The sequence below is a fragment of the Halobacteriovorax sp. RT-1-1 genome (assembly GCF_047085455.1).
Lineage (GTDB): Bacteria > Bdellovibrionota > Bacteriovoracia > Bacteriovoracales > Bacteriovoracaceae > Halobacteriovorax_A.
The window spans coordinates 1392093-1404732 of the sequence record NZ_JBKIXZ010000001.1 but is presented as its reverse complement, the minus strand read 5'-3'; the positions used below and the strand labels follow the sequence as shown (position 1 = coordinate 1404732).

Sequence of the window (12640 nt, the reverse complement as noted above, 5' to 3'; positions counted from 1 at the left end):
ACGGTATGGATATCACTTATGGCAACAGTTTCAGCAAAAGAGCTTGGAAAATTCTTAGAAAAACACCTTAATACTTATGAGTATAACGACTATGGCCCAAATGGCCTACAAATCGAAGGTCGCTCAGAGATTTCCAAAATAGCATTTGCTGTTTCGGCCCAAAGAGATTCAATTGCAAAGGCCTGTGAATTTGGTGCAGATGCAATGATTGTTCACCATGGATTATTTTGGAAATTTCATGGCGTCAGAACTATTACAGGAAGTTTCGCAAAAAGAGTAAAGCCTCTTATTCAAAACGATATCAATCTATTTGGCTACCACTTACCTCTTGATGCTCATCTCGAAGATGGAAATGCAGCAGGTATCGCCAAAGCAATCGGACTTAAAGAATTAGGTCCATACGGTGACTACAAAGGCATGCCTACAGGTGTTCAAGGTAAATTCGAAAAACCATTAAAACCAAACGAACTAAAAGAACTATTAAAGAAAGTTCTTAATCACGATATCATTCACAGTGAGCCTAATGATGATGAGATTTCATCAATGGGAATAATTACAGGTGGAGCAAACTCTGACTGGCGCTACTGCGTGCGCGAAGGGCTTGATGCTTATCTTACAGGAGAGATGAGCGAGCACGACTGGCACGAGTCGCGTGAAGAAGGAATTCACTTCTTCGCTGGAGGCCATAATGCGACAGAAAGATTTGGTGTAATTGCTCTTAAGAAATTAATTGAAGAAACATATGGGCTAGAGTGTATCTTTATTGACTCCCCTAACCCTGCTTAAGCATCCGCGAAATTGTTTGCCCAAAGGCAAACTATAGTTCGCGGTGCTAGCTCCCCACTCTTTAGCTGAAAAACTAATCGAGAGCGAGGGTCCACGCCCGAGCGGTTCGCCTCAGGAGCAATTATTTTCTTTTTAAAGAAAGAGTAATCGTAAACTTTGCAACTGGCTCATCACCTGAAACATCAGGACAAGTTGCAATAATATCTAGTGGTAGATTGTGACGCTCTTCACTTGCTAATACTTTTTCAACAAAAGCATCAATTTCTTTTCCCTGAGAACAAGTAAAGACCGTATCCCCTTCTGCTCTTTTTAAGAACTCTGCATGGAACTCTTTGAAAGCAAGTGACACTCTCTTTCCCTTATCCATCGTCTTCTTCATTGCTGCAAAACCGCCAGCAAGGTCTGCCCCACAAGCAAGGGCACCAAAGTACATACTATTTAAATGATTCTTAGAGCGACGAGAAAGAGGAATCTTGATTGCTGTAACTTCATCACTAAGCTCAAGTACTGTTGGTCTTAGCCAAAAAATCATTGGTACTTTTGTTAAACCAAAGAGTCTAACAAATGCAGTATTTCTTAAACCTTCAGGTAATTTATCTAAAACCTTTTTCATTACTTATTTCCTTTTAATTCAAGTGTTCTCTGGTAAGCACGCTCTATTGCACGATTAAACATCTCCTCCATTCCCGATTCTTTAAAAGATTCAAGGGCCTCATAAGTCACACCATTTTTTGATGTGACATTATTGCGAAGAGTTTGCGCATCATTGTTTTGTGAAAGCATTCGACCAGCACCTTCTATTGTACCCGCAATCATTCTATGTGCAAGCTCGCCGTCAATTCCACGTGCCTTCATATCCTCAATTAAGATACGTGCAATTTCAAAGAAGTATGCAGGGCCAGAGCCAGAAAAAGGAGTAATCGTATCGATATCGTCTTCATTGTCGAAAACGGTGTTAATCCCACTAGAGTTAAAGGCCTGCCAGAAAGCATTCCACTTATCTTGATGAACACTCTTTGACTTATAAAGAGCATTTACCCCAAGACCCACTTGGGCAGGAGTATTTGGCATAATTCGAATAATTTGATCAGATAACAAATTTTCAGTAAGGGCCTGAGAATCACTTCCCGCTAGGAGTGAGACAATCGTTAGATACGGATGTGTTAAGAAGTCAATTTCAAGGGCCACTTGCTTAAGTTGTTGAGGCTTAAAACAGGCCCAAAGATAATCAATATGAGTATTTCGTAACTCCTCTAGGTCTTTTATCCAAGTAGCACCAAAATCCAGTGCAAAGCTCTTTGCCTTATCACCACTTGGTGTAAAAACAAGGAATTCACAATCATCAGAATTCTCGATGAAACCAGGGATTAGAGCGCGGGCCATATTACCCGCTCCTAAAATTAAGTGACGATACTTCATTACGAGTCTAACTCCATCGGTGCTCCATGCCTCATGATATTTACAGCGTAGCTTCTTTCACATGAGAATAGATGGAAAAGATCAAAATATGATCCATTAACATAATCCTCAAGTGGTGAAATAAAAGATGTCATAACAAATTGACCATTTTTTTCACCAACAGCAGAGTTAAACTCTTTAATTGATTCAAGATCACCGTCACAAATAACAACATCAAAATTTTCATTTAGAAGAGTGTGCATCTTTTCTTTGCTAACGTGATAACAATCAATATTCTTTTTAGAGAAACGATTCTTCTTAAGAATATCTATTAGATAATTCCACCAACGATAAGCTTCAGCATTTGAACAAAGAATTGTTACACCTGTACCAGTTGTTAAAGACATAAGAACAGCAAAGAATGTTTGCATATTAATTTCTTCATTTAAACTCAAATAAAGTGCACGGTCTTTATTACAATCAAATACAGAGTAATTGATTTGTCCTGGAATATAACGGTTATCGCGTCCCTTATTTAAGAAATCAAGATAGTCAACTTCAAGCCATTTCTTAAGATCTTTAAGAGCATGTCTCTGTTCTCCAAACGTCCCAGGAAATAATGGACCAAAATTACTAATGATTTCGTCTAGTGCTGAAAGCATTTTTTCACGTCTAACAAAGTGGTCAGAAGAAGAGCTACGAGATACAACTGGTTCGTAATCACTTCCGTTATCAAAAGTAGAAGTCTTAAGTTCTTCAGAGTTACTTCTTACAAAAAGACTTCTTAGGTAATCAACACCACCGGCCTTTGGCCCTGTCCCCGACATCTTGAAACCACCAAAAGGCTCAATAGCAACGCGAGCACCTGTAATAGGTCTATTAATATAATTATTTCCGATAAGCATTCGCTTTGTTAGGAAATCAATGTCATCTTGCGATTGAGAGAAAACACCACCTGTTAGGCCATACTCAACACTATTAAAGATATTTAACGCGTCTTCGTAATCATCGTATGCAACGACATGGATAACTGGAGCAAATAATTCACGAGAAGCAAAACTATCTTTTTCTAAAGCACGTGACTTTGGAAGTTCGATAATTGTTGGGCCTACACAGTAACCTGGAAGATTTTCTTCTGAGCGGTTAACGTGGACAACTCCACCGTATTTATTTGCCTCTTCACTTGCTTCTTTGACTTGAGCAATGAGACGATCTTTTTCTTCTTGGCTCACTAGTGGATTAATGAAACTTGCAAAGTCCGTTGCTGGCCCAACGTAAATATCGTTAGCAGCTTGCTTAAGTCGAGCAACTAATTTGTCTTTTACTTCTTTATGAACAAGAACACGTGAAGCTGCAGAACATTTCTGACCAGCGTGTGCAAAGGCAGAATAAAGAATACCTGATACTGTCTCATCGAGTTCAGCATTATTTGTTACAATAACAGCGTTCTTACCACCCATTTCAGTGATAACACGAACTGGATAGCTCTTGCCTGTGTTGCGATTCTCATAAAGTCTTTTTGCACAAGTCTTTGCAATATGAACACCGACAGGTTTTGAACCAGTAAAGATAACACCTGCAATACGCTTATCCTCAATTAGTTTCTGACCAACAGTCTCACCAACTCCAGGAAGATGAATTAGGGCATCTTTAGGAACACCCGCTTCATGAAATAGCGCCACAAGCTCACAAGTGATAAGAGGAGTTTGCTCTGCTGGTTTTAGGATAACAGTTGATCCAGTAAGCAAGGCCGAAGCTGTCATCCCACACGGAATTGCTAGAGGGAAGTTCCATGGAGCAATAATGGCAAATGGGCCACGGGCCTTAAACTCTTCATTATCTCCTACTTCAGCTAGCCTTCTAATATAGAAGTTTAAGAAGTCGATTGCTTCATCGACGTCAGCTAATGCTTCACCGATGGCCTTACCTGATTCATGCATAATTAGTGCAGAATAGTAATTGCGACGCAGATACATCATCTCTGCAGCTCTTGCCATGACGGCCGCTCTTTCTTGCCAAGAGGCCTTTGACCACTCACCTTCGTAGAAAGAATTATCAATTGTATCGATTGCTCTTTCAGTATCGTCTAAATTGGCAAAAGTAATTTTACCAACGACACTCTTTCCATCAGATGGAGAAAGAACAGATTCAGACTCTCCACTTAGAGCAAAGTCTGTTGCATAGTCTTTACCTAGTTCAAACTTTTCAAATTCACTTCTAAAATACTTCAGTTCTTTTTCAAGGTAAGTTTTTAGAGGTGGACAGTTACTAAATTGCCCATGAACCTGAGTTAGAGTTGAGTCTAAGTTTAGAAGACCTTCATTCTGGTGCTTTTTAAAGATATCATTTGGCGCCATAAGCTTTGCATTCTTCTTATGACTTCTCATGATTGTTAAAACTCCTACTTGTGAAGAGTTTTCCATAATACGACGAACAAGGTAGGCCATCCCTACGATAAGTGAACCAATTGGAACATAATTTCTTACGGCCCATCCCATCTTTGCCATAGCTGTCGAAAGTGCTTCATAAGTCATGTGAAGACATTGGTGCTCAATTTCATCAATTTCTTTAAACTTAATTTCTCTTAAAGCTTCAGCGTATGAGTGATCCGCAAAGTTGTGAGAAGCAATACAAAGCTTGATATGTGGGAAAGCTTTGTAAATCTCATAAATCATCTGTCTAAAATTAATATCTGTTTCTTCTTTGTTTAAGAACTCTGGAGCATTATGTCCATGGGCCTCGGCCTCTACAGTTTCAGCATCCCAGTATGCACCCTTAACAAGGCGGATTGGCATAATCATGCCACGCTCTTTTGCAAGCTCAACAACGTCTTGAAGATGGTCATAACAATCACGAAGATACGCTTGAACAACAATTCCTGTATCTGCATAATCTTTAAGCTCTTCTGTCTCTAGGAGAGCTTTCTTATAAATTTCAAAAACGATATCACGATAGTGATAATGTTCAGCATCGATATTAATAAATACCTGTTGCTCTTTAGCCGTCTTTAAAATTTTAATAAGCCTTGGGGCAACTAAGTTATAAGTGTAATCAAAAGCTTCAGGTTTGAAGTCTGAGCAAAGGGCAGAAACCTTAATTGAAACGTGTGCTCTTAAGATACCTGCTTTATTGCGACTACCTGGAGTAATATGCATGCTAAAACCATTAACAAGATTTAAAACCTCATTCATATAGTTATCAGCTTCTGATTCAGAAACAACTAACTCTCCGAGTTGGTCTAGAGTTACATCTCTTCCCGTATTAAAGATTGCTGCAAAATTCTTTTGTGCGCTTTCAATTGTCTCACCAGCAATAAATCTCTTTGCCATAAAGCGAACTTTGAAACGTACAATATTGGCCAGCGCCTTGGCCGGAAAAATGCGAACGGCCAGAAGAACAAAATAAAATAGAACCACTAACTGTGGAGGAAGAGGTTGGCGATCCCCCTTCAAGTCTAATCTTTTTGCTTTCTTAGAATCAAGAATAAGTCTTCTCAGAGACTCTCTTAGAATTCGCTTTACCTCTTTTCCTTCTTTATCATGATCTAGAGAAGGAAGAATTGCTAAGAACTTAAGCAGGTGAATTCTAAGAAGTGCATAATTTGCAGTAAGACCAAGAGCGAAGTCAGAGATCTTTTCAAAGAAAACGGGTTTGTAATCATTAAGAAAAGAAAGAAGCTTCTTAGTGATCGTATCTGACATTTCAGAAACAGGCTTATCTTCAATCTCACTTAGTTTAGTTAGTCCATAACGGTGAGTTATAATATTACTTACACCTGGAAAATCAGCAATTTTAACACTCATCACTTTTGTAACGTGTGCTTTAAACTTTTTATACTCCTCACTCTCTTCACCAACAAAGTTATCGAGTAAAAATATCTCATTTGCTAATTTAATATTACATAGACGAAGTACTTTTTCGTCCTTATCAATTCCCAATAAGAATTGAACTCCTTCAAGACCAATTTGAAACTTGAATGAAGAATCAAACTCTGTCCAAAATAGTAAATCTTTCTTAATCGATTCTTTGATTTGTTGGCCATCCAGTATAAGAGGCCCAAAATGATCATAATAGTCTAAGCGAAATGTATCATTTAATTGTGTGCTTTTAACCACAGGTAGCTTCACATTAACTCCAAATTAAAGTGTGTTTCTTAACGAAAAGTTGATTTCTTTTGTCATTTAATTATCAGCGGGTATAATAAACTAAAGTAAAGGTTTAAAAAACAAAATTCACACATTTAACCCATAGCAATAAATTACTAAAAATTACTTTTGAAATGACCTTAAATTTGGGAAAATAAATATATGAATGAAGAGATCTTATTTATCGATGACGATGAGAATATTGCTGAGCTCTTTGCTCTTACCCTAAGCCAAGGTGGCCATGAAACTTTAGCACTAAGCGGCGAAGTTGACGTAGAGCACTACTTTGAAAATATTAGCGACAATCTTAAAATCGTCATTGCAGACAAGAATATGCCAGTAATTAATGGTGCAGAAGTTGTGCGTCGTTTTGAAAGCAGTCCGAAGGCCGGTACTTTAAAGTATATTATCATCTCTGGTGATGAAGAACTGGATAATGACGAGCTTCAAGGTAAGGTTCACTTCATTAAAAAGCCCTTTAAAAAAGAAACTCTATTCTCAGTAATCGAGGACATTATTTAAATGCGCAATTTGATTTGTTTATTAATCACACTTCTTTCTGTAAAGGTATCTGCCGTCACTTATACGATGGATGACCTACGTGTGCTTTATAAAGACAAGTCTCACCGTGAATACATGAAGCACTTCTTAGACGTAAGGCCGTCTCAAAGAGATTTTGAGTGGAAGAAGATGACACGTGAAATGGCAACTTCTTACGTTGAAGACTTAATAACAAAGAATGAAGTTAATAGTACTCAGTTCAAAATTATTACTAAATATATCGAGAATAAAAACTTAAAGGCCTATGCCTTTTTCACTCTGGCCTATTCAAAGTATGCCAGACTTTATTTTCAAAAGTGTAATGACTGCCAAAAGGATTTAGATACATATATATCTCACTCTGCACGTTATCCTGATATTGATTTTGATATCTATAAAACACTCTCAAACTCTTTACAGAGTAAATACGATAACCTCGTTAAGGCACCCTTAAAAAGTAACGATTCAATTTATTACTGTCGAGAGGAGCAAGGTCAAAAGGCATTCTTACAAATTATTGTTAAAGAGATTTCACGAACAGATACAAAGGCTTCAATTATTGAGAAGGCAAAGGATATCTTTAATCCGGACTGCTTGAATGGATTCGCAAAGAGTGATTTAGAATCTCTACTTAAACCTAGTGACTACAATAGTGAAATCATATTTCTTACATTCAATGCATTCGACAAAATTGATGAGCAGCTAAAATCTGTTTTTCTAACAAACTATCTTCTAACAAATCCAATTCCTGGCCCGGTGATGAATATGGCCTGGAACAAAATGGAAGAGCTATCGGCCAATTACGACAGCAGAAAGAAGGTTTTAACAGATCTTCTAAAATACCACCCCCTAAGAGGTGAAATTTTTCATCGCAGAAATGGGAAGGCCAGCACCAAAACGAAAGTTATCATCAAGAGATTCGCAAAGAATTTTCCAGAGTACATTGAAAACTATGCTCAGATCTGCCTCAGTTTTTACGACGGTAAAAAGAAATTTCCTCGTGGAAATCCTGCTAGATACTGTGATGACTTCATGAATGAGGACGTTGCAGGCCAGTGGCTAAGCGATGAAGTCCGACTTCAATACTCTGGTGCGAAGAAAATCAAGTAGTTATATCCAGTACATTCTACAACTCGCCGCACAAAGGCTTGCCTGATAGGGCCAATTATGGGAGGATGCCCATATCAACAAATAATATTAGGGAATTAGGGAAATGAAAAAAACAATACTAGCACTACTACTTGCATTGCCGATATTTGCAAATACTGGTGAGCAAGACCAACAACCTGCTCCTCAGCCATGCCTTGAGTTAACTCAAGAAAAGCTTATTGGGCTAGAGAGTAAGCCAGGAAATGAACTAGTGTTTATCTCTAATAAATGTTCATATGCAGACTTCTCAAAAGAGCTAAAAGAGAAGCTACAAAGTGCTATTGTTGGTGATAGTGAAACTAGACTTCAACTTCTTTTAAAAGACGAAAAAATCAATATCATCATGGACACACTTGCCACAGATCATGTTGGTTCAACTCGTTTCTCATATGAAGACACAAAGAAGATCGAAGATTTCTATTCTTCGACAAAAGCTGACTCATTAAAGCAGTCTGGAAATCTAGAATCTTTTAGAGAAGAACAATCTGACGACTTTTACTTAGTGTTATTTTTTAATGCCGAAAAAGATCGCCTAATTGTTATCTACAAGAGACTTACAGAGGCATCAGTTAAGCCAGGGCCGACAGAGCCTTCTGAACCAAATGATGGTTCATCAGACGATCTTCCTTCTGAAGAAGTTCAATAAATCAAAAGGCCCTTGAAGTCATTTTCAAGGGCGCAAAATTTCATAATATAAATTTAAATAGAATTATAGAATTAAAAATTTCTTGGCATAGAGACTTGCGGCCAAGTCTGCATTATTACGATTTCGATTTTCAACTCGGTAGCCGATAAAGACACGCTTTCCAGCTTGAAAGCGATAAGCTGGAGTAAGCCTTACAAACTTATCCATATCACCTTTGTAGACAATAAATTCTTCACCAGGCTTTAGGTCCTTGGCATTGATAAGAAGTGATCCGAGATCGATACTCTCAGCACCCCAAGAAACCTTGATCTTTTTAACCTCACCTTTTTCACTTGCAATACTTCTACCCTTTTCATCTTTCTCATAGGCAAGGCCATTGAACATTTTTGAAATCTCAGATGCATCTGGGTGATTTGTAATCGAAGCCGGCAGAGTTGCTCCAGAACTTTGAAGATTATTTAAATCAATATTAGGCGCTGAACGTCCAGTGATATCAACAACTGTTGCTTTTGCTTCAGGTTGTGTAAAAGTAGAACTACCTGTTGAAGAAGTTCCTGCGCCACCTGTGGCAAAGTTTGATCCACCACCAGATCCGGCACTTGCAACATTTGCGATCGGATAATTAGCTGCTCCGTTTGTACCTCTTCCTCTTCTATTTCTTTCAATTGGCTCTAGAGTTTCAGCATCATAACGTTGGTACTTATCTTGATTTTCACGCGCTATCTTTTCTCTCTCTCTTTTTAGTCTTTTCTTTTGTGCTTCTAGAGCACTTGCAAGAGAGCTCCCCGCTTCTCTTAACGCCTTAACTGAAGCAACGATATCTTTTGTTGCCTTTGAAGCATTATTAGACTTTCCACGACGTCCAAAAGTTAGAGCACGATTTTGACTCGGCCCTATGGGCTGAGTTGAGCTATTCATGGCCGCCTGTTGTTCAGGTACGGCATCCATCATTTGTTGTTGAATTTGCTGCACTGACTGCTCTTGTGGAGCAGCTGTAGGTTGAGCAGGAGCTGGTTTTGACTTGTCATTAGAGGCAAGACTTGTTGACACAGCTTCGGATTTTTCCGTTGCAAAGAATTGAGAAACTAGTGAGTCTTGTTGATTCACAGATGCCTGATTTCTTCCCGTTTTTACAATTTGAACGATATTATTGTAATCATCGTCATCAAGATTTTTCTTAAAATACGCTAGATCATCGTCATTGATTTTACCTTCAATAACATCATTGGAAACTTGGTTTCCAATAATTTCTTTTAAAAAAGTTATTTCCTCATTATTAACATTTTCACTAGCGATCAATCTTTTAAGGGCCACAATCGCTTTTTGAGTATCAACTTGGCAGCCTCTAACAGAGTATGGTGCTTCATCAATACAGACTTCTTTACATAAAGGAGACACTTCTTCGTCTTTCTTCTCATATGCTAAGAATAGATTTGATAATGTATTATTATCGGTATTGATATCTTTTATTGGACGATCTTTTATTTTACAAAAGTAATTAAAAGAATCGACATTTTCTAATGTTGGTAAATCGAAATCAAAATTATCATATTCAACACCAGTTAATGATTCATTTTGACATAGGCCAATAACTTGGCTCGTAAACTGTTCACACGATTTATCTAGTTCGGCCTGAACACTTGCTGTATTACCTTCAATTGAGCTCTTTCGAACAAAAGTGGACGAACATGAATTTGAGCGGAAGTGATCAATTGTTTTCTTTCCACCACCTGAGTTTGTATTAAAGATTTCTAAATAATCCGCAAACATTTCTTGTGAAAAATTTGTTCCCTCATATTCAGGAAACATTTCACTAATCATTTGCGCATCACAATTATTGACTAAGGTGTCATGAAGTTTACAATTAAGAGTAAGATCTGGATTATCATTTACCGCGATAGTTTCAGCAAGATCAAAAATAATACTTTTTAAAGCTTTCCCATTTTTTTGGCGAAACATCTTACGACTAACATCAAAGTCAGTGTCTTGATTTTTTGAAATACATTCACAATACGAATCAGAGTTTAATTCTAATCCAATTGAGCTCTTACAAGACTCACCTACCTTTGCCTTCACTCCGCCAATGCTTTGTGAAATTTCCTCAATAGTGCTTGATTTAAAAATTGCGACAATTCCACTTCTACACTCACTGTGAGCATTAAGAGTAAATAAGAATATTAAAAGAATTCTAAATATTTTCAATGTCTAAATCACCTTATTGATATCGGCATATTTGGTTCTTCTTTCTTTATCTGATTAAGTGATTTAACTGGATATAATTGATAGCGAGAAGACTTTAGTCTTTTCATTGCAGCTATATATTCATTCGAAGACTCAGATTTATTTTTATAATTCTTCTCTAAATATTCATAAACATGATACATTGGCCCCTCAAAAACTCGACCTTCTCTTTCAATTCGAATAAATGCATTTGGATCAAGCCCACCATATGGAGACTTCATAATATTTCCCATCGCATGACCAACATTTCCACCTTTAATCATATAGGCGAAGAAGTTCTCACGAAATGGCCAACAGTTCATAGATAAAACGTATCTAAAAAAGAAATCTTTATGATCACCATCTTTATAAGTCTTATCAATATGTTTCATAACTGAACGATACGATGGATCGATTTCGTTCGGAACTGCATAGGCATCGCAAACCGTTCGTTTATCAGGCTTTAAAATTTCATCGATATTATCAGGGAATATAGGATAATTAGGATTTGCTCCATGACTTCTTACATTTTGTAATTCGACAATTTGTTCAATATTATTCGTATTTTTAGAATCAAGAGTATTTGGAATAGCATTCTCTAAACAATCAGGTGTTGCCTCACTTGCAGAGTCCTTTCCACTTGCAGCAAATATACTTAACTGCGTTGAAAGTGCTAAAATAGAAAATAAAATCAACTTCCTCATAAACTAATCCTTTGTGAACTAATCGGAAGCAAAATATTTGACTTTAGGGTTTAGTTCACAAAATCTTGCATAATTTCAATAACTTACTTGAGTGAACCTATTCACTAAGTAATTGAAAACACGTCATTACTAGAGATAACGCCTCAGCTATTATTATAAATGAACTAGAAATTAAGAACAAAGAGAGGGCCTAAGCACTTGATTGCTCATAAATTGGGCCCCAATAAAATTTGGCAACTCGATTAGCTTCTACGGCATTGGTAATGTTATTGGCATATCAGGTTCTTCCTTTTTAATTTGCTCTAGAGATTTTTTCGGAAACTTTGCAATATACCTAGGATGTTTAAGTCGTTTCACAATTGGCAGATATTCAATTTTAAAGCGCTCAGATTTTGAATAATTTTTTAGAAGATGATCATAGACAATATACATTGGCCCTTCAAACATCTTCCCCTCACGCCAGATACGTATAAAAGTATTTGGATCAGCTCCACCAAATAATGGATGCATCATATCACCAAACAAGAGTCCGATACCTGCCCTAGTATTAGCTTCATTACCAGACGTAAAGTAATCAAACATATTTTTAGAATAGTGCCAGCAAGGTAGAACTAAAAGATACTTAAAGAAGAAATCAGTATCATCACCATCTTTATATTTCTTTGTAATATTGTCACGAATGTCTTGAAAAAATGGATCCGTAGGATTGGCCTTAGCATAGAAATCGCAAACAGTTCTTAAGTTAGGACTTAAAATCTCTTTTATATTTTTAGGTAGCTTTGGATAGTTATAATCATAATTGATAATAGGCCCAATCGATTGAGAATTTGATGAGGCAAGCTTTCGTACATTCTTAACATTTAGAGCATCAAGTGTTTCGAGACTTCCACCTAAGCATTCAATTGAATTTGGACTTTCAGCTTGAATGATTGCGCAATTAAGCGCAAGAAATAGATAGATAAAATTTCGCATGATATGTCCCCTCTTTGTACTATCTATGCTCATCGGGTGTTACGCCAATGGCCAAAGAGGAAATTCACAAAATCAAATAA

The 12640-nt window shown here is 37.2% G+C and carries 10 protein-coding genes; 4 read left to right on the top strand and 6 right to left on the bottom strand.

The genetic code is table 11. The annotated features are described in order from the left end of the window. Positions 1-18: 18 nt before the first annotated feature. Positions 19-786, top strand: a complete 768-nt coding sequence (locus tag ACMAWV_RS06915; protein ID WP_412469682.1) for a Nif3-like dinuclear metal center hexameric protein — start codon at positions 19-21, stop codon at positions 784-786. Positions 787-907: 121 nt separating this feature from the next. On the opposite strand, the gene ACMAWV_RS06910 is transcribed toward ACMAWV_RS06915, so the two are convergent. The 3 genes from ACMAWV_RS06910 to ACMAWV_RS06900 are packed head-to-tail and all read right to left on the bottom strand — an operon-like array spanning position 908 to position 6311. Continuing rightward, on the bottom strand, positions 908-1399 hold the full coding sequence (locus ACMAWV_RS06910) for a PaaI family thioesterase (RefSeq protein ID WP_103216920.1): 492 nt from the start codon (positions 1397-1399) through the stop codon (positions 908-910). Beyond that, entirely contained in the window at positions 1399-2205 is an 807-nt protein-coding gene (locus tag ACMAWV_RS06905; RefSeq protein WP_103216919.1) for a pyrroline-5-carboxylate reductase family protein, read from the bottom strand. Before ACMAWV_RS06905 ends, ACMAWV_RS06910 begins: the two co-directional genes overlap by 1 nt. After that, the gene (locus ACMAWV_RS06900; protein WP_392991542.1) at positions 2205-6311 is read right to left on the bottom strand and encodes a proline dehydrogenase family protein; all 4107 of its coding nucleotides are present in this window, start codon (positions 6309-6311) and stop codon (positions 2205-2207) included. Before ACMAWV_RS06900 ends, ACMAWV_RS06905 begins: the two co-directional genes overlap by 1 nt. 180 nt (positions 6312-6491) lie before the next feature. Between ACMAWV_RS06900 and ACMAWV_RS06895 the strand changes: the two genes are divergently transcribed. From ACMAWV_RS06895 to ACMAWV_RS06885, 3 genes are all read left to right on the top strand, one after another. Then, positions 6492-6851 carry a response regulator gene (locus ACMAWV_RS06895; RefSeq protein WP_103216917.1) on the top strand — a complete coding sequence of 120 codons (360 nt, stop codon included), beginning with the start codon at positions 6492-6494 and terminating at the stop codon, positions 6849-6851. Continuing rightward, the gene (locus ACMAWV_RS06890; protein ID WP_103216916.1) at positions 6852-7979 is read left to right on the top strand and encodes a hypothetical protein; all 1128 of its coding nucleotides are present in this window, start codon (positions 6852-6854) and stop codon (positions 7977-7979) included. A gap of 103 nt (positions 7980-8082) precedes the next feature. Then, positions 8083-8664 (top strand): hypothetical protein, encoded by a 582-nt coding sequence (locus ACMAWV_RS06885; protein ID WP_412469683.1) that lies wholly within the window; start codon positions 8083-8085, stop codon positions 8662-8664. A 63-nt stretch (positions 8665-8727) separates the two neighbouring features. Here the strand turns inward: ACMAWV_RS06885 and ACMAWV_RS06880 are convergent, their stop codons facing one another. From ACMAWV_RS06880 to ACMAWV_RS06870, 3 genes are all read right to left on the bottom strand, one after another. Continuing rightward, positions 8728-10866, bottom strand: coding sequence for a hypothetical protein (locus ACMAWV_RS06880; protein ID WP_412462743.1), 2139 nt, complete (start codon positions 10864-10866; stop codon positions 8728-8730). Positions 10867-10874: 8 nt separating this feature from the next. Continuing rightward, positions 10875-11588: a hypothetical protein gene (locus ACMAWV_RS06875; protein ID WP_103216912.1), complete on the bottom strand. Its 714-nt coding sequence runs from the start codon at positions 11586-11588 to the stop codon at positions 10875-10877. A 249-nt stretch (positions 11589-11837) separates the two neighbouring features. Beyond that, entirely contained in the window at positions 11838-12560 is a 723-nt protein-coding gene (locus tag ACMAWV_RS06870; protein WP_412469684.1) for a hypothetical protein, read from the bottom strand. Between the last annotated feature and the right edge of the window lie 80 nt (positions 12561-12640).

Coding starts and splice junctions, on each gene's coding strand:
- ACMAWV_RS06915 (WP_412469682.1), top strand. CDS start 19: ATGGCAACAGTTTCAGCAAAAGAGCTTGGAAAATTCTTAGAAAAACAC.
- ACMAWV_RS06910 (WP_103216920.1), bottom strand. CDS start 1,399: ATGAAAAAGGTTTTAGATAAATTACCTGAAGGTTTAAGAAATACTGCA.
- ACMAWV_RS06905 (WP_103216919.1), bottom strand. CDS start 2,205: ATGAAGTATCGTCACTTAATTTTAGGAGCGGGTAATATGGCCCGCGCT.
- ACMAWV_RS06895 (WP_103216917.1), top strand. CDS start 6,492: ATGAATGAAGAGATCTTATTTATCGATGACGATGAGAATATTGCTGAG.
- ACMAWV_RS06890 (WP_103216916.1), top strand. CDS start 6,852: ATGCGCAATTTGATTTGTTTATTAATCACACTTCTTTCTGTAAAGGTA.
- ACMAWV_RS06885 (WP_412469683.1), top strand. CDS start 8,083: ATGAAAAAAACAATACTAGCACTACTACTTGCATTGCCGATATTTGCA.
- ACMAWV_RS06875 (WP_103216912.1), bottom strand. CDS start 11,588: ATGAGGAAGTTGATTTTATTTTCTATTTTAGCACTTTCAACGCAGTTA.
- ACMAWV_RS06870 (WP_412469684.1), bottom strand. CDS start 12,560: ATGCGAAATTTTATCTATCTATTTCTTGCGCTTAATTGCGCAATCATT.